This window comes from Pseudomonas sp. GW821-FHT07F01 (genome assembly GCF_059418825.1).
Window position 1 is genome coordinate 167676 of record NZ_JBWKQO010000010.1, and the last position, 19496, is coordinate 187171.

Below are 19496 nucleotides of genomic sequence, written 5' to 3' on the forward strand. Positions count from 1 at the left end.
GGGTGTTCGGGAGCCGCCGGAGCAGTGCCGACGAGGCGTGCAGGCCCGGCTGCCGGGCGCCTCCCCGGGGTCAGTGGCCCATCAGCCAGTGCTGGTGAGGACCGGGCAGGGTCCAGATGCCGAAGAGAATGACCAGCACGCCGCCAGCCATGCGTACGCTGCGCCGACGCAGCAAGGCGGTGATCCGTTCGGCTGCCAGCCCGGTGGCCAGCAGCACGGGCCAGGTGCCCAGGCCGAAGGCCAGCATCAACAGCGCGCTGTCCAGGGCGCTGCCCTGGCTCGCCGACCACAGCAGGGTGCTGTACACCAGGCCGCACGGCAGCCAGCCCCACAGCGCCCCCAGGAGCAATGCACGGGGCAGGCTGGAAACCGGCAACAGGCGGCTGGCCAGCGGCTGGATATGCCGCCACAAGCCCTTGCCAAGGCCTTCGATGCGGGTCAGGCCACTCCACCAGCCGGCCAGGTACAGGCCCATGGCAATCAACAGCAACCCGGCCAGCACTCGCATGAATAGCGCCAGTGGACTGTTGGCTACAGCCCAGCCCGCCAGGCCCAGCAGCAGGCCGGCCAGGGCGTAGCTGAGGATGCGGCCCAGGTTGTAGGCCAGCAGCAGGCGCAGGCGTCGGCTGCGCTGTTCCGGGGGGATGGCCAGCGTCAGGGCGCCCATCAGGCCGCCGCACATGCCCAGGCAGTGGCCGCCACCCAGCAGGCCGAGGATCAGCGCAGAGACCAGCAGAGGGGCCAGTTCAAGCATGGGGCGGTTCCGATTTTCTGGCGGGGTCGGCTTCGCTGCTCGGTTGGCCCTTGGCCTCATCCACCGCGGCGGTGTGGCTTGGGTCCTGGTCGTCGAACAGGATGCTGTGGGCCGGGCCGTCGAGATCGTCGTACTGGCCGCTGTCCACCGCCCAGAAGAAGATGTAGATGGCGATGGCCACGATCAGCAGGGCGGCCGGGATCATCACGTAAAGAGCTGGCATCTGGACTCCAGGCCCGGCGGCTCAGGCCGGCAACGGGCGGGTTTCGGGGGCGTCGGCGCTGTCGGCCGGCCGCGGCATGCGGGTCAGGCGCAGGGCGTTGAGCACCACGGTCAGGGAACTGATGGACATGCCGACCGCCGCCCACACCGGAGTGATCCAGCCGAGGGCGGCGAACGGCAGCATCAGGCCATTGTACAGCCCGGCCCAGAGCAGGTTCTCGATGATCACCCGGCGCGTGCGGCGGGCCAGGCTGAAGGCCTGCACCAGGGCATCCAGGCGATTGGACAGAAGTACCGCATCGGCGCTGGTCTTGGCCAGGTCAGTGGCCGAGCCCATGGCGACGCTGATGTCGGCGGCGGCCAGCACTGGCACATCGTTGACCCCATCGCCGAGCATCAGCACCTTGCGGCCCTGCTGGTGCAGCTGTTGCAGCACCTGCAGCTTGTCATCGGGGCGCAGGCCGCCCCGGGCTTCATCGATCTGCAGTTCGGCAGCGACACTGGCGACCATCGGCGAGCTGTCCCCGGACAGCAGCAGGGTGTGCCAGCCACGGGCCTTGCAGGCCGCCAGCAGGGCCGGAGCATCACTGCGCAGGCGGTCGTCCAGCACCAGCCAGGCGAGAGCCCCCTGGCTGTCACCGAGCAATAGCCATTGGCCGGCTTCATCGGGCATGGGCGGAACGGTACAGCCACTGAGCTGGCAAACGTAGGCTGGTTGTCCGATGCGCAGACGCTGATCGCCCACCAGGCCTTCCAGGCCCAGGCCGGGGCTGCTGGTAACTTCCTCGGCGGCCACTGGGGCACGGCCGAAAGCCCGGGCGATCGGGTGCTCGGAACGGTTTTCCAGGGCTGCGGCCAGGCTCAGGCAGTCATCGCTGGACAGGGCCCCCAATGGCCGGATGGAACGCAGCGCCAGCCGCCCTTCGGTGAGGGTGCCGGTCTTGTCGAAAATCACTGTGTCGATCTGGTTCAGGCCTTCCAGTACATGGCCGCGGGTCAGCAGCAGGCCGAGCTTGTGCAAGGTGCCGGTGGCGGCGGTGAGGGCTGTGGGCGTGGCCAGGGACAGCGCACAAGGGCAGGTCGCCACCAACATGGCCAGGACGATCCAGAACGCCCGTGAGGCGTCTAATTGCCACCACAGCAGCCCGATGGCGGCCGCGGCGATCAGCGAGAACAGCAGGAACCACTGGGCTGCACGATCGGCAACCTCCGCCAGCCGCGGTTTCTCTGCCTGGGCCCGGTCCAGCAGGCGCACGATGGCCGATAGCCGGGTGTCCTGGCCCAGGGCCTGGACCTGCACTGTCAACGCACCTTCGACGTTCAAGGTACCGGCGGTCACCCTATCGCCCAGGCCACGGGGCTGCGGCAGGTATTCACCGGTGAGCAGGGATTCGTCGATGCTCGATTGGCCGTCGAGGATCTTGCCGTCTGCCGGCAGTACTGCGCCGGGATGCACTAGCACCCGGTCGCCCAGGCGCAATTCGCTGAGCAGGATGCGTTCACTCTGGCCGTCTTCATCCAGGCGCAGGCAGGAAGCTGGCAGCAGATTGACCAGTTGCGCGGTAGCCGCCGCGGTGCGCTCCCGGGCCCGGCGTTCCAGGTAGCGGCCGGCGAGCAGGAACAGGGCGAACATGCCGACGGCATCGAAATACAACTCGCCAATGCCGCTGATGGAGGTCCAGATGCCGGCCAGGTAGGCCCCTCCGATGGCCAGGGACACCGAGACGTCCATGGTCAGGTGGCGGGTGCGCAAATCGCGCATGGCGCCCTTGAAGAACGGTGCGCAGCTGTAGAAGACGATGGGCGTGGTGAGAAACAGCGCGACCCAGCGCAGGATCGTATGCAGCTCGGGGCTCAGGTCGATGTTGAATTCCGGCCAGGTGGCCATGGTCGCCATCATGGCCTGGAACCACAGCAGGCCGGCGACGCCCAGCTGGCGCAAGGCCAGGCGGTTTTCGCTGGCCAGTTGCTCGGAGGCGCGATCCGGCTGATACGGGTGGGCGGCGTAGCCGATGTGGCGCAGCTCGCTGAGCACCTGGCTCAGGGGCAGTTGGCTGTCGGCCCAGCGCACGTGCAGGCGGTGGTTGGACAGGTTGAGCCGGGCTTCGGCCACCGCCGGCAGGCTGCGCAGGTGTTTTTCGATCAGCCAGCCGCAGGCGGCACAACTGATGCCCTCCATGAGCAGCGTGGTTTCCGCCAGCTCGCCTTCGTGCCGGACAAAGGGCTGCTGCACGTCGGCGCGGTCGTACAGCGCCAGTTCGTCCACCAGTTGCACGGGCAGGGCTTCAGGGTTGGCCGAGGCCTCGCTGCGATGGCTGTAGTAGTGCTCCAGACCGCCAGCGACTATGGCTTCGGCCACTGCCTGGCAGCCCGGGCAGCAGAACTCCCGGGGTTGGCCAAGCACGACGGCGGTGAACCGGCTACCGGCAGGAACCGGCAGGGCACAGTGGTAGCAAGGCAGTGGCGTGGTCATCGGCGGTCTTTGTAATGTGGAAAAAACTCATCGCCGGCGCACCGGTCCCGCTGCAAGGGCAGGGGAGGCGACGGGCCGGCGATGTACGGCAGGTACTGCTCAGTTCAGGTCTTCGGCACCTTGCAGGGGCTCGTCGCCCAGCAGCAGGTCCTTGTCATGGCTGACCTGTTCTTCTTCGAACATGCGCCAGGTCTTGTCGCCCTCGACCCCCAGCAGTTCGACGAAGCGCCGCCCTTCGACCTGGTCGGTCAACTGGCCGATGTAGCGCCCGTGTTCGGTTTCGCTACGGGCCAGGGTGATCTTGCGGTCCTTTTCCGGCTGGGTGGGCGAGATCAGGTTCAGCTCCAGGGTCTTGGGCTGGCTGTCACCGCTCAGGCGCAGTTCGACTTCGCCGGTCAGCTCATCGAGGTGCACGTTGGCGCGCATCTTCAGGGTCTGAGCCAGCAGCTCGCGGTCCAGGGAGCGGTTGATGCCCTTGCCGGCCTCGTAGTAGTTGTCGTTGACCAGGTTGTCCGGGTTGTTCACGGCAATGGTCACCATGGACAGGGTCAGGGTCACGGAACAGGCGAGGATGCCGATGATGATCCAGGGCCAGAGGTGCTTGTACCAGGGGCTTGCGGCGGTGGCTGCGGGCATGATCACTTCTCTTAACGAATTTGTGGGCCGATGAACCGGCTCTTGGCTTCAACATGGACGCTGTCATCGTCGGCATCCTTGAGGATGAACTTCACCTCGTTGGTGGTCGATGGCAGCTGTTCGGGAGCAATCGACAGCTCCACCGGCATGCTGACGATATCGCCGGCCACCACGTGGATTTCGCGCTTGCCCTGCAGCTTCAGGTCCGGCAGGCCGGAGGCGTCCAGCACATAGGTGTGATCGCGCTGGTCCTTGTTCATGATCTTCAGGCTGTAGACGTTTTCGATCCGGCCTTCGGCGTTTTCGCGGTACAGCACCCGGTCCTTGCTGACATCGAAGCCCACCAGCGAACGCATGAAAAATGCCGTAACCAGCAGGCTGATCATGGCCAGCAGCACCAGGGCATAGCCGATCAGGCGCGGGCGCAGTTTATGGGTTTTCTGCCCCGAGAGGTTGTGTTCGGTGGTGTAGCTGATGAGCCCGCGGGGGTACTCCATCTTGTCCATGATGCTGTCGCAGGCGTCGATGCAGGCTGCGCAGCCGATGCATTCGATCTGCAGGCCGTCACGGATGTCGATGCCGGTGGGGCAGACCTGGACACACATGGTGCAGTCGATGCAGTCGCCCAGGCCCTGGGCCTTGTAGTCGGCGCCTTTCTTGCGCGGGCCACGGGCTTCGCCACGGCGTGGGTCGTAGGAAACGATCAGGGTGTCCTTGTCGAACATCACGCTCTGGAAGCGTGCATAGGGGCACATGTAGATGCACACCTGTTCCCGCAGCCAGCCGGCGTTGCCGTAGGTGGCCAGGGTGAAGAAGCCGACCCAGAAGTAGGACCAGCCATCGGCCTGGCCGGTGAAGAAGTCGATGACCAGTTCGCGGATCGGCGAGAAGTAGCCGACGAAGGTCATGCCGGTGACGAAGCCGATCAGCAGCCAGAGGCTGTGCTTGCTGAATTTGCGCAGGAACTTGTTGGCGCTCATGGGCGCCTTGTCCAGCTTGATGCGCTGGTTGCGATCGCCTTCGGTGACCTTTTCGCACCACATGAAGATCCAGGTCCAGACACTCTGCGGGCAGGTGTAGCCGCACCAGATGCGGCCGGCATAGACGGTGATGAAGAACAGGCCGAAGGCGGCGATGATCAACAGGCCCGAGAGCAGGATGAAGTCCTGGGGCCAGAACGTGGCGCCAAAGATGAAGAATTTGCGTTCCGGCAGGTTCCACCAGACAGCCTGGTGGCCGCCCCAGTTGAGCCACACGGTACCGAAGTACAGAAGGAACAATCCGGCGCCGCCAAGCATGCGCAGATTGCGGAACAGGCCGGTGAAGGCACGGGTGTAGATTTTTTCCCTGGAGGCGTAGAGGTCGACGCTGTTGGTCGCGTTTTTGGCAGGCGGGGTAACGTCGTGTACGGGAATCTGGTTGCTCATCATTGCATCCCACGGCAGTGGAAAAATGCCTCGGTCGATGCGTGCCGACCGCGGTCAAAAGGGGTGTTGCAGTGGCGCAATGATACGCCTGTAGCTCTAGCGCAAGGGTGCGACCTTTGGTCGCGTTGGGAGAAATCAACTGATGGTGTAATGACTTGAATCAATTGACTTGTGGATTATGGACCCTTTTGCACGTCGCGCCGTTCAATTCTTCCAGGGAGTGAGCAGGCGTACGCCGCAGGTCTCGAAGTCCGCCATATTGTTGAATCCTGGCTACCGGGTTGCCGGAAAGGGTGATCCGCCGTCGAGCGTCAGCCGATGCCAGGCGCAAACAAAACGGCCCCGCCAATGTTGATTGGCGGGGCCGTCGGGTGTTGCTTTCAGGCGTCGGTCTTACTCGGCGTCGGCCTGCTTGTCACCGTGGGACAGGCTGTAGACATAAGCCGCCAGCAGGTGAACCTTGTCGTTGCCTTGCAGTTGTTCCTGCGCTGGCATCACGCCTTGACGGCCGTAACGAATGGTCTGCTGCAGTTGGGCGAAGCTCGAACCGTAGATGAAGGCTGCCGGGTGAGTCAGGTTAGGCGCGCCCATGGCTGGGGTGCCTTTGCCTTCCGGACCGTGGCATACCGCACAGTTGGCGGCGAACAGCTTCTGGCCGTTGACCGGGTCGGCCTTCAGGCCTTCCGGCAACTTGCGGCCGTCGAGGTTGGTCAGGACATAGGCGGCAACGTCACTGACGCCTTGTTCCTTGATCACGTCCAGCCAGGCCGGCATCACTGCGTGACGGCCGCCCATGATGGTGGTCTTGATGGTTTCCGGCTCGCCGCCCCAGCGCCAGTCGGCGTCGGTCAGGTTGGGAAAGCCATAGGCGCCCTTGGCGTCGGAACCGTGGCAGACCGAGCAGTTGGATGCGAACAGACGGCCACCCATTTTCAGGGCTTGCGGGTCCTTGGCCACTTCTTCGATAGGCATGGCAGCGTACTTGGCGAAGATCGGACCGAACTTGGCGTCCGACTTGGCCATTTCCTTTTCCCACTCGTGGACGCCGGTCCAGCCGGACTGGCCGTTGGCGAACGGGGTCTGCTTCTCGTTATCGAGGTAGTTGTAGCCCGGCAGAACGCCTTTCCAGTTGCCCAGGCCCGGGTACAGCACCAGGTAGCCCAGGGCGAAGACGATGGTGCCGACGAACAGCATGAACCACCATTTCGGCAGGGGGTTGTCGTACTCCTCGATCCCGTCGAAGGAGTGGCCGACCGTCTCGTCGGTCTGCTCGGCGCGCTGGCCCTTGCGGGTCGACAGCAGCAGCCAGGTCAGGGCGAAGATGGTACCCAGACTGAGGACTGTGACGTACAGACTCCAGAACGTAGTCATTCTTTGTTACTCCTAGAAGCTTGCTCGACGTGCTTGATGGCGTCGGGATCATCCGCGAACGGCAGCAAGGTTGCGTCTTCAAACTCGGACTTGCGCTTGGGGCTGAACACCCAGAGCGCCAAACCGATGAAGGCCACCATCACAACAAGGGTGCCCAGGCCACGAATCATCCCGATATCCATCTAGATCACCGTTTGCTTTTGATGATGGTGCCCAGGCCTTGCAGATAGGCCACCAGCGCGTCCATTTCGGTTTTGCCCTTCACGGCATCCTTGGCACCGGCGATGTCTTCGTCGGTGTAAGGGACGCCGAGCGTGCGCAAGACTTCCATTTTCTTCGCGGTGTCTTTGCCGTCGAGCTTGTTTTCTACGAGGAACGGATAAGCCGGCATCTTCGACTCGGGCACCACGTTGCGCGGGTTGTACAAGTGCGCACGCTGCCAGTCATCGGAGTAACGACCGCCCACTCGGGCCAGGTCCGGGCCGGTACGCTTGGAACCCCACAGGAAAGGGTGGTCCCAGACGCTCTCACCAGCCACCGAGTAGTGACCATAGCGTTCGGTTTCAGCGCGGAACGGACGGATCATCTGCGAGTGGCAGCCGACACAGCCGTTGGCGATGTAGACGTCGCGGCCTTCCAGTTCCAGTGCGGTACGCGGCTTCATGCCTTCCACCGGCTTGTTGGTGACGTCCTGGAAGAACAGCGGGACGATCTGGGTCAGGCCGCCGATGCTGACGGCGATGACCATGAAGAAGGCCAGCAGGCCAATATTCTTCTCGACTACTTCGTGCTTCATCAGTGAGCTCCAACTACAGCGATCTGAGCAGCGGCTTCAGCTTCAGCCGGGTTCGAGGCGCGAACGGTACGGAACACGTTGTACGCCATGATCAGCATGCCGGTGGCGAAGAACGCACCGCCCAGAGCACGGACGATAAAGCCCGGGTGGCTGGCTTGCAGCGCTTCGACGAAGGAGTAGGTGAGGGTGCCGTCATCGTTGATTGCACGCCACATCAGGCCCTGGGTGATGCCGTTGACCCACATCGAGGCGATGTAGAGCACGGTACCGATGGTAGCCAGCCAGAAGTGGGTATTGATCAGGCCGATGCTGTGCATCTGCTGACGACCGAAGACTTTCGGGATCAGGTGGTACAGGGCGCCGATGGAGATCATCGCTACCCAGCCCAGAGCGCCGGCGTGTACGTGGCCGATGGTCCAGTCGGTGTAGTGCGAGAGCGAGTTGACGGTCTTGATCGCCATCATCGGGCCTTCGAAGGTCGACATGCCGTAGAACGCCAGGGACACCACCAAAAAGCGCAGGATCGGGTCGGTACGCAGCTTATGCCAGGCGCCCGAGAGGGTCATCATGCCGTTGATCATGCCGCCCCAGCTTGGCGCCAGCAGGATGATCGACATGGCCATGCCCAGGGACTGGGCCCAGTCCGGCAGCGCGGTGTAGTGCAGGTGGTGCGGACCGGCCCAGATGTACAGGGTGATCAGCGCCCAGAAGTGCACGATGGACAGGCGATAGGAATAGATCGGACGCTCGGCCTGCTTGGGTACGAAGTAGTACATCATCCCCAGGAAGCCGGTGGTCAGGAAGAAGCCCACGGCGTTGTGGCCGTACCACCACTGGATCATCGCATCAGTCGCACCGGCGTAGGCCGAGTAGGACTTGAAGAAGCTGACCGGCAGGGAAGCGTGGTTGACGATGTGCAGCATCGCGGTCACCACGATGAAGGCACCGTAGAACCAGTTGCCCACATAGATGTGCTTGGTCTTGCGCTTGGTGATGGTGCCGAAGAATACCAGGCCGTAGGTGACCCAGACGATCGCCAGCAGGATAGCCAGGGGCCATTCCAGTTCGGCGTATTCCTTGGTGGTGGTGTAACCCAGTGGCAGGGTCACGATCGCGCCGACGATCACCGCTTGCCAACCCCAGAAGGTGAAGGCCGCGAGGCTGTCGGAAATCAGTCGCGTCTGGCAGGTTCGCTGCACGACATAGTAAGAGGTGGCAAACAATGCACATCCACCGAAGGCGAAGATCACCAGGTTGGTGTGCAGCGGGCGCAGGCGTCCAAACGTCGTCCACGGCAGACCGAAGTTCAACTCCGGCCATACCAGTTGTGAGGCGATGAAGACACCGAGCCCCATGCCAAGGATCCCCCAGACCACCGTCATGATGGCGAACTGGCGGACTACCTTATAGTTATAAGCAGTCGGACTGATTGCTGTGCTCATTCTAAGGTTCCACGGTTTGGGTGTTTTATTAGGGATAAAAATCGGTCGCAAGTATGGAGAAAGCAGGGGGTCATTGCAACGCGCTATGACCTGGGTCAATGCGTTCCATGCCTGATTCTGCGGCCTTTCCCTATGCCGAGTAGGGACAAAAAATTGCCCTCGGACAAGCTGTCGCCATGGACAGGAAACGGGGGGGGTCAGGTCGGTTGTAACCGGGTGTGTGGAAGCTGATGGATCAGCTGACAGGCGGTAAGAGAGTCGACAGCCGGTATAAACCAGCCTTTGCGGCCTGTCATCGAGCAGAAGCTTCGAACGTCACGGATACCGTTGGCCTGTGACCAGCCCGTGCCAGTCCCCATCGGGGCAAGCTTAGACCTGAATCAGATGAGTGCAAACGCGCTGCGGGAGAGGGTGCGACACTTGGTCGCAAAGGAGCGGGAAGTTGAACCACGAGCGGCAAGCTGCAAGTCGGGAACCCGCAGCTTGCCGTGACTCGTCTTACTGGGTGTTTTCAGCCTGTGGCTTGTTGCCGTGGGAGAGGCTGTAAACGTAGGCGGCCAGCAGTTGCACCTTGTCATTGCCGAGCAGTTCGCTCTGCGCTGGCATGTGGCCCTGGCGACCATGGCGGATGGTCTGTTGCAGTTGGGCCAGGCTGGTGCCGTAGATGAAGCCGGCGGGCTGGGTCAGGTCGGGCGCGCCCATGATCTGGGTGCCTTTGCCGTCAGCGCCGTGGCAGGCCACGCAGGTGGTGCTGAACGCTTGCTGTCCGGCTACCAGGTCGGCATCGCTGTCGGCTGGCAGGGGCAGGCCGGCCAGGTCATGGCGAACGTAAGCTGCCACGTTCTTCACGCCTGCTTCCTTGAGCACTTCGCCCCAGGCCGGCATGGCCGCCATGCGGCCGCCCATGATGGTGGCCTTGATGGTGTCGGCGCTGCCGCCCCACCGCCAGTTGTCGTCCGCCAGGTTCGGGAAGCCGAAGGCACCCTTGGCGTCGGAACCGTGGCAGACCGAGCAGTTGGAGGCGAACAGGCGTCCGCCCATTTTCAGCGCTTGCGGGTCCTTGGCCACTTCTTCCACCGGCATGGCCGCGAATTTGGCGAAGATCGGACCAAACTTCACGTCCGCCTTGGCCATCTCCTTTTCCCATTCCTTGGTCTGGGTCCAGCCGTCTTCATAGCCCGGCAGGATGCCTTTCCAGTTGCCCAGACCCGGGTAGAGGATCAGGTAGCCAACGGAAAACACCAGGGTCCCGGCGAACAGCAGGAACCACCATTGCGGCAGGGGGTTGTCGTACTCCTCGATGCCATCGAAGGCGTGGCCCATGGTCTGGTCGACACTGCCCTTGGTCTCGCCCTTGCGGGTGCCGACCAGCAGCCAGGTCAGGCCGATCAGGCTGCCAATGGTCAGTACGCAGATCCACGTACTCCAGAAGGTGGTCATGGCCGAATGCTCCTTGTTGCAGGCTCTTGAGGTTGAGCGTCATCAGTTGTGTTACCGGCCGGTGCCGTGCCCGGCATCGGGTCATCGGCGAAGGGCAGCAGGCGGGCCTGGGCAAACTCGGGATTGCGCTTTGAGTTGAACACCCAGATCGACAGGCCGATGAAGGCGATCATCACCACCAGGGTCCCGAGGCCGCGGATCATGCCGCTATCGAGTTCAAAACCCATGGCTCACCTCTTGCTCTTGATCGAAGTGCCAAGCACTTGCAGGTAGGAGACCAGGGCGTCCATTTCGGTCTTGCCCTTGAGCGTGGCGGTGGCGCCGGCGATGTCTTCGTCGGTGTACGGCACGCCCAGGGTGCGCATGACCTTGAGCTTGGTTTCGGTGTGGCTGCTGTCCACCGGTGCGGTCACCAGCCATGGGTAGGCCGGCATCTTCGACTCGGGCACCACGTTGCGCGGGTTGTACAAGTGCGCACGGTGCCAGTCATCGGAGTAGCGACCGCCCACCCGGGCCAGGTCCGGACCGGTACGCTTGGAACCCCACAGGAACGGGTGGTCCCAGACGCTTTCACCGGCCACCGAGTAGTGACCATAACGCTCGGTCTCGGCGCGGAACGGACGGATCATCTGCGAGTGGCACTGTACGCAGCCTTCGCGGATGTAGATGTCGCGGCCTTCCAGCTGCAGGGCGGTGTAGGGCTTCATGCCTTCCACCGGCTTGTTGGTGACGTCCTGGAAGAACAGCGGGACGATCTGGGTCAGACCGCCGATGCTCACCGCGAAGACCATCAGCAGCATCAGCAGGCCGACGTTTTTCTCAATCGTTTCGTGTTTCATGGCGGACTCCTCAGGCCATCTGCGCAGCGGCGTTGACTTCGGCTGGCACTGCGGCACGCACGGTGCGCCAGGTGTTGTAAGCCATCAGGAACATGCCGCTGAGGAAGATCGCACCACCCACCAGTCGCACGATGAAGCCTGGGTGGCTGGCCACCAGGGTTTCGACGAAGGAGTAGGTGAGGGTGCCGTCCTCGTTGACCGCACGCCACATCAGGCCCTGGGCGATACCGTTGACCCACATCGAAGCGATGTAGAGCACGGTGCCGATGGTAGCCAGCCAGAAGTGGGTGTTGATCAGGCCGGTGCTGTACATCTGCTCGCGGCCGAAGACTTTCGGGATCAGGTGGTACAGCGCGCCGATGGAGATCATCGCTACCCAGCCGAGGGCGCCGGCGTGTACGTGGCCGATGGTCCAGTCGGTGTAGTGGGAGAGGGCGTTGACGGTCTTGATCGCCATCATCGGACCTTCGAAGGTCGACATGCCGTAGAACGCCAGGGATACCACCAGGAACCGCAGGATCGGGTCGCTGCGCAGCTTATGCCAGGCGCCCGAGAGGGTCATCATGCCGTTGATCATGCCGCCCCAGCTTGGTGCCAGCAGAACCAGCGACATCACCATCCCTAAGGACTGAGCCCAGTCCGGCAGCGCGGTGTAGTGCAGGTGGTGCGGGCCGGCCCAGATGTACAGGGTGATCAGTGCCCAGAAGTGCACGATCGACAGGCGATAGGAGTACACCGGGCGCTCGGCCTGCTTGGGTACGAAGTAGTACATCATCCCCAGGAAGCCCGCGGTCAGGAAGAAGCCCACGGCGTTGTGGCCGTACCACCATTGCACCATCGCATCGGTCGCACCGGCATACACCGAGTAGGACTTGGTGAAGCTGACCGGCAGTTCCAGGTTGTTGACGATGTGCAGGATGGCCACGGTGATGATGAACGCGCCGAAGAACCAGTTACCCACATAGATGTGCTTGGTCTTGCGCTGCATCAGGGTGCCGAAGAACACGATGGCGTAGGCCACCCAGACAATGGTGATCAGGATATCGATCGGCCATTCCAGTTCGGCGTATTCCTTGGAGCTGGTGTAGCCCAGTGGCAGGCTGATGGCCGCCAGGAGGATCACCAGTTGCCAGCCCCAGAAGCAGAACGCGGCGATTTTCGGCGCGAACAGCGTGGTCTGGCAGGTGCGTTGCACCGAGTAGAACGAGCTGGCAAACAGCGCACAGCCGCCGAAGGCGAAGATCACCGCGTTGGTGTGCAATGGCCGCAGACGGCCGAAGCTGGTCCACGGTAAATCGAAGTTGAGTTCGGGCCAGACCAACTGGGCAGCGAGAAAAACCCCGAGCCCCATGCCGACGATGCCCCACACCACCGTCATAATGGCGAATTGGCGGACCACCTTGTAGTTGTAGGCGGTACTGATAGAAGTGTTCATGGTTCCCCATCCACGGTTCAGTTGAAGTGAAAGCGACTGCGCACGGCAAGGCGCGCTCACTTCGTCTGGAGTTATAGGCAGACTAAAAGCGAGGCAAGCATGAGCAATGAGCACAAGGCCAGTATTGACGGGGGTCAATGGGCGCAGTGTGTGCGGGAGCGGGGCTGGTTGTGGGATGTCGCGCAGGGCGTCGAGGTGCAGTCGGCGCCGACCCTGATCCTCGCCCATGGCGCCGGCGCGCCCATGGACAGTGGGTTCATGAACGATATTGCTGTACGCCTTGCGGGGCATGGGGTGAACGTCTTGCGCTTCGAGTTTCCCTACATGGCCCAGCGGCGCCTGGACGGCGGCAAACGCCCGCCCAACCCGGCGCCCAGGTTGCTGGAATGCTGGCGCGAGGTGCATGCCCTGGTGCGACCTTATGTCACTGGGGTGTTGGCGTTGGGCGGCAAGTCCATGGGCGGGCGCATGGCCAGTTTGCTGGCCGATGAACTGCAGGCCGATGCATTGGTGTGCCTGGGCTATCCGTTCTATGCCGCCGGCAAACCGGAAAAACCGCGGGTGGCTCATCTGGCCGATCTATCAGTGCCGAGCCTGATCGTGCAGGGCGAGCGTGACGCCCTGGGCAATCGCCAGGCGGTCGAGGCCTATACATTGGCACCCGGTATCGAGTTGTACTGGCTGACGGCCGCTGATCACGATCTCAAGCCCCTGAAGGCCTCGGGTTTCAGCCATGGGCAGCATCTGGAATCTGCGGCGCTCAAGGTTGCTGCCTTCCTGAAAGCGCTGAGCTGATCCTGCAGGAGCGAGCTTGCTCGCGAAACGTTCACCTGGCCTTCGAATTTGGAGCGCGGTGAAGATTTATCGCGAGCAAGCTCGCTCCTACGGTTGTCGGGTGGATTTGCGGGCATAAAAAAACCGGAAGCCTTGGCTTCCGGTTTTTTGTTGCCGGCCCTAGGGGGCTTAACGGTTGAAGCGCTCCACCAGCGAGTACTGGGTGTGTGCGGTGCGGGTCAGCGCTTCGCTGAGCTCGGCCGAATGCTGGGCCTGCTCCGAAGTCTGGTCCGCCAGTTGCGCGATGGTGCTGATGTTGCGGCTGATCTCTTCGGCCACCGAGCTTTGCTCTTCGGTGGCGGCAGCGATCTGGGTGGTCATGTCGGTGATGTTGGCCACCGCTTCGCTGATGCCCACCAGTGCCTGGTCGGCTTCCAGCACCCGGGCCACGCCTTCTTCGGCCTGACGATGACCGGCGTCCATGGTCTGCACGGCGGTGGCGGCTGTCTGCTGCAGCTTGGCGATCAGGGTATGGATCTGCCCGGTGGACTCACTGGTGCGCTGTGCCAACTGACGCACCTCGTCGGCCACCACGGCAAAGCCGCGGCCCATTTCACCGGCACGGGCGGCTTCGATGGCTGCGTTCAGGGCCAGCAGGTTGGTCTGGTCGGCAATGCCCTTGATCACGTCGACAACGCCGCCGATTTCGTCACTGTCCTTAGCCAGTTGGGTTACCGTCAGCCCGGTTTCGCCCACCACCACCGACAGGCGCTGGATGGCTTCGCGGGTTTCCCCGGCGATATCGCGGCCACGGCCGGTCAGGCGATTGGCTTCCTGGGTTGCGTCGGCGGTGCGTTGCACGTGGCTGGCCACTTCCTGGGTGGTGGCGGCCATCTGGTTGACCGCGGTGGCCACCTGTTCGGTCTCGACCCGTTGGCGCTCCAGGCCGCTGGAGCTGTTGTGGGCCAGGGTGTCGGACTGGCGGGCCTGCTCGTTGAGGTGCTCGGCCGTGTCCTGCAGGCGGGTCAGGCAGGTCTTCAGGCGCGCTTCCTGGCTCAGGATCGACATCTCCAGGCGGGCTTGGGCGCCGCGGCTGTCGGTGTACATCTGAGCGATCAGCGGGTCGGAGGTGGTCTGCTCGGCCAGGCGCAACAGGCGCTTGAGGCCGCGCTGCTGCCAGCTCAGGCCCAGCAGGCCCAGGGGCACCGAGAGCGCGGCGGCCAGGGCGAAGCCCCAGTGGGAGTTGAGCCAGGCACCGATCATGAAGCTCAACTGGCTGACCAGGATGAACGGCAGCCAGTCCTGCAGCACCGGCAGCCACTTGTCACGCTTGGGAATGGCCGACTTGCCAGAGTTGATGCGCTGGTAGAGGGCTTCGGCGCGGCGCACCTGTTCGGCGGTGGGCTTGACCCGGACCGACTCGTAACCTACCACCTGGCTGCCTTCGAAAACCGGTGTCACATAGGCGTTGACCCAGTAGTGGTCGCCGGTCTTGCAGCGGTTCTTGACGATGCCCATCCATGGCAAGCCTTGTTTCAAGGTGCCCCACATGTGCGCGAACACCGCCGCCGGCACATCAGGGTGACGTACCAGGTTGTGCGGTGCGCGAACCAGTTCTTCACGGGAGAACCCACTGATCTCGACAAAGGCGTCGTTGCAGTAGGTGATCACGCCTTTGGCGTCGGTGGTGGAAATCAACCGTTGTTGAGCCGGGAAGGTACGTTCGCGCTGAGTGACAGGCTGGTTATTACGCATGGTTTTTCAATCCGCAAGGCTTTGATAGGTTGTCGGCCGCTTCAACCGATTATTGAAATTATTTTTCAATAATCGGCTCTGGGTCTCATTGGCAGAATGTGTCGCTTGCAAAAAGCGCCGGCAGGTTTCAGCCGGCGTTGGCGAGGGGCTAATCATTGACCTTCTTCCTTGGCAGTCAATAGTCCTGAAGTACTGGTTTGGTAAAACAGCTGGCCGGTTATCCGGCCAGCATCGGGTAGGTGAAGAGGCCGAAATGCAACAGGTTGAGACCGAAGTGAGTGGCTATCGCCGCCCCCAGGCCGCCAAAGCGATAGGCCAGACCGTAGCCGACGCCGGCGATGCCTGCCAATAGGGTCCATTGCCACCCCGCGCCCAGGTGCACCAGGCCGAACAGCAGCGCCGCGCACAGCAGCGCCAGGTTCTCGCCGTAGGGCAGGGCCTTGAAGCGCCGGCTCAGGCCACCCTGGATATAGCCGCGGAACAGCGCCTCTTCCACCAGGGTCACCAGCAGCAGGTTGTTCAGCACCCAGAGCCACGCCTGCTCCGGCCATTTCGGCGCCCAAGTGATCATGCCCATTAGCAGCGCGCCGCCCAGTGCGGCTACCGCACACAGAGTCAGAGCCGCGGCGGTGGCATACAGCGACAGGCGCAGTGAGCGCCGCCCGACTATCCACGGGCATACCAGCAGCAGCCAGAAGCCGATCAGCGGCTTGTCCTGGTTCAGGTACAGGGAGAAGGGCACGGCATCGTCGGTGAAGCGTTGCGGGTCGATGGCCCGGCCATTGTAGAACCCGGGCAGCCAGTGCATGGCCAGGGCCAGAGCGAGCACCACGAACAGGCCGTGGCCCAGGTACTGGCCGACGCGGCTGCGTTGCTGGCGCACGGCAAAGCCGGCAGCCAACAGCAGCAAGATCGACAGGGCGGCCAGCAGGCCCAGTTGCCCGTAGCTCAGGGCCAGTGCGTAGCCAATGGAAAGAAGTGCCAGGTACATCCATGGCAGAGCGGTCATGGGGAATCCTTGTTGCGTAAGAATGGGTATTGCAGAGACGTAGTACTGCGCCGGATCTGTAGTCGCCATTGCGACCGGTGAGTCAGATTTGGCGGGCGCGCAGTATAATCACCTCGTCCTGGCACGGCAGCCCAATGCAAAACACCGCCCGAAGGCGGTGTTTTTTTCAGGCAGCGTCAGGAGGCAATCAGTTGCCGCAGAACGTAGTGCAGGATCCCGCCGGACTTGAAGTATTCCACTTCATTCAAGGTATCGATGCGGCACAGCACCTCGATCTTCTCCTGGCTGCCATCCTCACGGGTGATCACCAGGGTCAGGTTCATCCGCGGCGTCAGTTCCGTACCGCTGAGGCCGAGAATGTCCAGGGTTTCCTTGCCGGTCAGCTTCAGGCTCTTGCGGTTCTGGTCCAGCTTGAACTGCAAGGGCAGGACGCCCATGCCCACCAGGTTGGAGCGGTGGATACGTTCGAAGCTTTCGGCGATCACTGCCTTGACTCCCAGCAGGTTGGTGCCTTTGGCCGCCCAGTCGCGGCTCGAACCGGTGCCGTATTCCTGGCCGGCGATCACCACCAGCGGCGTGCCGTCGGCCTGGTAGCGCATGGCTGCGTCATAGATCGCCAACTTCTCGCCGGTGGGAATGTACAAGGTGTTGCCACCTTCCTCGCCGCCGAGCATTTCGTTGCGAATGCGGATGTTGGCGAAGGTACCGCGCATCATCACTTCGTGGTTGCCGCGCCGTGAGCCGTAGGAGTTGAAGTCCCGCGGTTCCACGCCCTTGTCCCGCAGGTAGCGGCCAGCCGGGCTGTCGGCCTTGATGTTGCCGGCCGGGGAGATGTGGTCGGTGGTCACCGAGTCCCCCAGCAGGGCCAGTACCCGGGCGCCGCTGACATCGGTGATCTGCGGCAGCGGGCCGGCGATGTCATCGAAGAACGGCGGGTGCTGGATATAGGTGGAGTCGTCCTGCCACACATAGGTGGCGGCCTGCGGCACTTCGATGGCTTGCCACTGTGCATCCCCGGCGAACACTTCGGCGTACTCCTTGTGGAACATCCGAGTGTTGACCTGGGCCACGGCGTCGGCGATCTCCTTGCTGCTGGGCCAGATGTCCCGCAGGTACACCGGCTGGCCGTCCTTGCCCTGGCCCAGAGGCTCGCTGCTGATGTCGATGCGCACCGTGCCCGCCAGGGCATAGGCCACGACCAGGGGCGGCGAGGCCAGCCAGTTGGTTTTCACCAGTGGATGCACCCGGCCCTCGAAGTTGCGGTTGCCCGACAGCACCGAGGCCACGCTGAGGTCGGCCTGCTGGATGGCTTTCTCGATCGGCTCCTGCAGCGGGCCGGAGTTGCCGATGCAGGTGGTGCAGCCGTAGCCCACCAGATCGAAGCCCAGTTGGTCCAGGTAGGGCGTCAGGCCGGCAGCCTTGTAGTAGTCGGTCACCACCTTGGAGCCTGGGGCTAGCGAGCTCTTGACCCAGGGTTTGCGTTGCAGGCCTTTTTCCACGGCCTTCTTCGCCACCAGGCCGGCGGCCATCATGACGCTGGGGTTGGAGGTGTTGGTGCAGGAGGTGATGGCCGCGATCACCACGGCACCGTTTTTCAGGCGATAGGTCTGGCCGTCGTACTGGTAGTCGGCTTCGCCCACCAGGTCCGCGTTGCCCACCGCCACACCACCGCCACCTTCGCTTTCCAGGCGGCCTTCTTCCTTGCTGGTGGGTTTGAACTGCAGGTCGAGGAAGTCAGTGAAAGCCTGGGCAACGTTGGGCAGTGCAACCCGGTCCTGCGGCCGTTTGGGGCCGGCGAGGCTGGCCTCCACGGTGCCCATGTCCAGCGCCAGGCTGTCGGTGAATACCGGCTCCTTGCCCGGCAGGCGCCACAAGCCCTGGGCCTTGCTGTAGGCCTCCACCAGTTTCACCAGTTCGTCGGGGCGCCCGGACAGGCGCAGGTAGTCCAGGGTGATGTCATCCACCGGGAAGAAGCCGCAGGTGGCGCCGTATTCCGGTGCCATGTTGGCGATGGTGGCACGGTCCGCCAGGGGCAGGTCGGCCAGGCCGTCACCGTAGAACTCGACGAATTTGCCGACCACGCCTTTCTTGCGCAGCATCTGGGTCACCGTCAGCACCAGGTCGGTGGCGGTGATGCCTTCCTTGAGCTTGCCGGTGAGCTTGAAGCCGATGACTTCGGGAATCAGCATCGACACCGGCTGGCCGAGCATCGCCGCTTCGGCTTCGATCCCGCCCACGCCCCAGCCCAGTACGCCAAGGCCATTGATCATGGTGGTGTGGGAGTCGGTGCCCACCAGGGTGTCGGGGAAGGCATAGGTGCGGCCGTCCTCGTCCTTGGTCCAGACCGTGCGCCCCAGGTATTCCAGGTTGACCTGGTGGCAGATGCCGGTGCCCGGCGGTACCACGCTGAAGTTGTCGAAGGCGCTCTGGCCCCAGCGCAGGAAGGCATAGCGCTCGCCGTTGCGTTGCATCTCGATATCGACGTTCTGCTCGAAGGCGCTGCTGCTGGCGAACTTGTCCACCATCACCGAGTGGTCGATCACCAGGTCCACCGGTGACAGCGGGTTGATCCGCTGCGGATCGCCACCGGCCTTGGCCATGGCGGCGCGCATCGCGGCCAGGTCGACCACCGCCGGCACCCCGGTGAAGTCCTGCATCAGCACCCGTGCGGGGCGGTACTGGATCTCGCGGTCGGAGCGGCGCTCCTTGAGCCAGGCCGCGATGGCCTTGAGGTCGGCGCCGGTGACGGTCTTGTCGTCTTCCCAGCGCAACAGGTTTTCCAGCAGGACTTTCAGCGACATGGGCAGGGTGTCGATATCACCCAGGCTCCTGGCGGCGTCCGGCAGGCTGAAATAGTGATAAGTCTTGTCGTCGACTTTTAGGGTCTTAAGGGTTTTCAGGCTATCGAGGGATGGCATTGAATGACTCCTTGTGGCCCGCACGGCTACGGGCCTGTGATACGGACAGAGAGTTAACCTAGCTCTGTTTGGGGCTTATAGCTAATCACTGGACTGCTGGGCTCAGTCCAAGGTTCCGAACTCGGTTATCATGCGCCGGTTTTCGTGACAGGCTTTGCTACAGGGCAGGTTTGCGCATCGATTCATCGCCATTTGCCCAGGAGAT

At 63.1% G+C, this 19496-nt stretch carries 17 protein-coding genes; 1 reads left to right on the forward strand and 16 read right to left on the reverse strand.

Annotated elements, in window-relative coordinates; translation table 11 throughout:
• Nucleotides 1–70: 70 nt before the first annotated feature.
• The 13 genes from AC07R1_RS30735 to ccoN (AC07R1_RS30795) all read right to left on the reverse strand — a co-directional run bounded on the left by AC07R1_RS30735 (nucleotide 71) and on the right by ccoN (AC07R1_RS30795) (nucleotide 12835).
• Nucleotides 71–754 carry a sulfite exporter TauE/SafE family protein gene (locus AC07R1_RS30735; protein WP_011060233.1) on the reverse strand — a complete coding sequence of 228 codons (684 nt, stop codon included), beginning with the start codon at nucleotides 752–754 and terminating at the stop codon, nucleotides 71–73.
• The gene (gene ccoS / locus AC07R1_RS30740; RefSeq protein ID WP_011060234.1) at nucleotides 747–977 is read right to left on the reverse strand and encodes a cbb3-type cytochrome oxidase assembly protein CcoS; all 231 of its coding nucleotides are present in this window, start codon (nucleotides 975–977) and stop codon (nucleotides 747–749) included. Before ccoS ends, AC07R1_RS30735 begins: the two co-directional genes overlap by 8 nt.
• A 21-nt stretch (nucleotides 978–998) precedes the next feature.
• Nucleotides 999–3449 carry a heavy metal translocating P-type ATPase gene (locus AC07R1_RS30745; RefSeq protein ID WP_011060235.1) on the reverse strand — a complete coding sequence of 817 codons (2451 nt, stop codon included), beginning with the start codon at nucleotides 3447–3449 and terminating at the stop codon, nucleotides 999–1001.
• 99 nt (nucleotides 3450–3548) lie between these two features.
• Complete coding sequence (locus AC07R1_RS30750; RefSeq protein WP_011060236.1) at nucleotides 3549–4085, reverse strand: FixH family protein; 537 nt, start codon at nucleotides 4083–4085, stop codon at nucleotides 3549–3551.
• Nucleotides 4086–4096: 11 nt separating this feature from the next.
• Nucleotides 4097–5512: a cytochrome c oxidase accessory protein CcoG gene (gene ccoG / locus AC07R1_RS30755; RefSeq protein WP_041752052.1), complete on the reverse strand. Its 1416-nt coding sequence runs from the start codon at nucleotides 5510–5512 to the stop codon at nucleotides 4097–4099.
• A 393-nt stretch (nucleotides 5513–5905) separates the two neighbouring features.
• Complete coding sequence (gene ccoP / locus AC07R1_RS30760) at nucleotides 5906–6883, reverse strand: cytochrome-c oxidase, cbb3-type subunit III (protein WP_011060238.1); 978 nt, start codon at nucleotides 6881–6883, stop codon at nucleotides 5906–5908.
• On the reverse strand, nucleotides 6880–7065 hold the full coding sequence (locus AC07R1_RS30765) for a CcoQ/FixQ family Cbb3-type cytochrome c oxidase assembly chaperone (RefSeq protein WP_011060239.1): 186 nt from the start codon (nucleotides 7063–7065) through the stop codon (nucleotides 6880–6882). Before AC07R1_RS30765 ends, ccoP (AC07R1_RS30760) begins: the two co-directional genes overlap by 4 nt.
• A 5-nt stretch (nucleotides 7066–7070) precedes the next feature.
• Nucleotides 7071–7679 carry a cytochrome-c oxidase, cbb3-type subunit II gene (gene ccoO, locus AC07R1_RS30770; protein ID WP_011060240.1) on the reverse strand — a complete coding sequence of 203 codons (609 nt, stop codon included), beginning with the start codon at nucleotides 7677–7679 and terminating at the stop codon, nucleotides 7071–7073.
• Nucleotides 7679–9121 carry a cytochrome-c oxidase, cbb3-type subunit I gene (gene ccoN / locus AC07R1_RS30775; RefSeq protein ID WP_011060241.1) on the reverse strand — a complete coding sequence of 481 codons (1443 nt, stop codon included), beginning with the start codon at nucleotides 9119–9121 and terminating at the stop codon, nucleotides 7679–7681. Before ccoN (AC07R1_RS30775) ends, ccoO (AC07R1_RS30770) begins: the two co-directional genes overlap by 1 nt.
• Nucleotides 9122–9619: 498 nt before the next feature.
• Complete coding sequence (gene ccoP / locus AC07R1_RS30780; protein WP_011060242.1) at nucleotides 9620–10561, reverse strand: cytochrome-c oxidase, cbb3-type subunit III; 942 nt, start codon at nucleotides 10559–10561, stop codon at nucleotides 9620–9622.
• Nucleotides 10558–10788, reverse strand: a complete 231-nt coding sequence (locus tag AC07R1_RS30785) for a cbb3-type cytochrome oxidase subunit 3 (protein ID WP_011060243.1) — start codon at nucleotides 10786–10788, stop codon at nucleotides 10558–10560. Before AC07R1_RS30785 ends, ccoP (AC07R1_RS30780) begins: the two co-directional genes overlap by 4 nt.
• Before the next feature lie 3 nt (nucleotides 10789–10791).
• Nucleotides 10792–11400 (reverse strand): cytochrome-c oxidase, cbb3-type subunit II, encoded by a 609-nt coding sequence (ccoO, locus tag AC07R1_RS30790; protein WP_011060244.1) that lies wholly within the window; start codon nucleotides 11398–11400, stop codon nucleotides 10792–10794.
• Nucleotides 11401–11410: 10 nt separating this feature from the next.
• A complete protein-coding gene (ccoN, locus tag AC07R1_RS30795) occupies nucleotides 11411–12835 on the reverse strand; it encodes a cytochrome-c oxidase, cbb3-type subunit I (RefSeq protein ID WP_011060245.1) in 1425 nt (474 codons plus the stop codon).
• A gap of 99 nt (nucleotides 12836–12934) precedes the next feature.
• On the opposite strand from ccoN (AC07R1_RS30795), the gene AC07R1_RS30800 reads away from it, so the two are divergent.
• Nucleotides 12935–13630: an alpha/beta family hydrolase gene (locus tag AC07R1_RS30800; RefSeq protein WP_495111253.1), complete on the forward strand. Its 696-nt coding sequence runs from the start codon at nucleotides 12935–12937 to the stop codon at nucleotides 13628–13630.
• A gap of 168 nt (nucleotides 13631–13798) precedes the next feature.
• Here the strand turns inward: AC07R1_RS30800 and AC07R1_RS30805 are convergent, their stop codons facing one another.
• The 3 genes from AC07R1_RS30805 to acnA all read right to left on the reverse strand — a co-directional run bounded on the left by AC07R1_RS30805 (nucleotide 13799) and on the right by acnA (nucleotide 19291).
• Complete coding sequence (locus AC07R1_RS30805) at nucleotides 13799–15364, reverse strand: methyl-accepting chemotaxis protein (protein ID WP_011060247.1); 1566 nt, start codon at nucleotides 15362–15364, stop codon at nucleotides 13799–13801.
• A gap of 217 nt (nucleotides 15365–15581) precedes the next feature.
• Entirely contained in the window at nucleotides 15582–16373 is a 792-nt protein-coding gene (locus AC07R1_RS30810) for a CPBP family intramembrane glutamic endopeptidase (RefSeq protein ID WP_368994235.1), read from the reverse strand.
• Nucleotides 16374–16549: 176 nt separating this feature from the next.
• Complete coding sequence (gene acnA, locus AC07R1_RS30815; protein WP_011060249.1) at nucleotides 16550–19291, reverse strand: aconitate hydratase AcnA; 2742 nt, start codon at nucleotides 19289–19291, stop codon at nucleotides 16550–16552.
• Nucleotides 19292–19496 lie beyond the last annotated feature (205 nt).

Coding starts and splice junctions, on each gene's coding strand:
- ccoG (WP_041752052.1), bottom strand. CDS start 5,512: ATGAGCAACCAGATTCCCGTACACGACGTTACCCCGCCTGCCAAAAAC.
- ccoP (WP_011060242.1), bottom strand. CDS start 10,561: ATGACCACCTTCTGGAGTACGTGGATCTGCGTACTGACCATTGGCAGC.
- AC07R1_RS30750 (WP_011060236.1), bottom strand. CDS start 4,085: ATGCCCGCAGCCACCGCCGCAAGCCCCTGGTACAAGCACCTCTGGCCC.
- AC07R1_RS30810 (WP_368994235.1), bottom strand. CDS start 16,373: ATGACCGCTCTGCCATGGATGTACCTGGCACTTCTTTCCATTGGCTAC.
- AC07R1_RS30785 (WP_011060243.1), bottom strand. CDS start 10,788: ATGGGTTTTGAACTCGATAGCGGCATGATCCGCGGCCTCGGGACCCTG.
- ccoO (WP_011060244.1), bottom strand. CDS start 11,400: ATGAAACACGAAACGATTGAGAAAAACGTCGGCCTGCTGATGCTGCTG.
- AC07R1_RS30745 (WP_011060235.1), bottom strand. CDS start 3,449: ATGACCACGCCACTGCCTTGCTACCACTGTGCCCTGCCGGTTCCTGCC.
- ccoN (WP_011060245.1), bottom strand. CDS start 12,835: ATGAACACTTCTATCAGTACCGCCTACAACTACAAGGTGGTCCGCCAA.
- AC07R1_RS30800 (WP_495111253.1), top strand. CDS start 12,935: ATGAGCAATGAGCACAAGGCCAGTATTGACGGGGGTCAATGGGCGCAG.
- AC07R1_RS30735 (WP_011060233.1), bottom strand. CDS start 754: ATGCTTGAACTGGCCCCTCTGCTGGTCTCTGCGCTGATCCTCGGCCTG.
- ccoP (WP_011060238.1), bottom strand. CDS start 6,883: ATGACTACGTTCTGGAGTCTGTACGTCACAGTCCTCAGTCTGGGTACC.
- ccoS (WP_011060234.1), bottom strand. CDS start 977: ATGCCAGCTCTTTACGTGATGATCCCGGCCGCCCTGCTGATCGTGGCC.
- AC07R1_RS30765 (WP_011060239.1), bottom strand. CDS start 7,065: ATGGATATCGGGATGATTCGTGGCCTGGGCACCCTTGTTGTGATGGTG.
- AC07R1_RS30805 (WP_011060247.1), bottom strand. CDS start 15,364: ATGCGTAATAACCAGCCTGTCACTCAGCGCGAACGTACCTTCCCGGCT.
- acnA (WP_011060249.1), bottom strand. CDS start 19,291: ATGCCATCCCTCGATAGCCTGAAAACCCTTAAGACCCTAAAAGTCGAC.
- ccoN (WP_011060241.1), bottom strand. CDS start 9,121: ATGAGCACAGCAATCAGTCCGACTGCTTATAACTATAAGGTAGTCCGC.
- ccoO (WP_011060240.1), bottom strand. CDS start 7,679: ATGAAGCACGAAGTAGTCGAGAAGAATATTGGCCTGCTGGCCTTCTTC.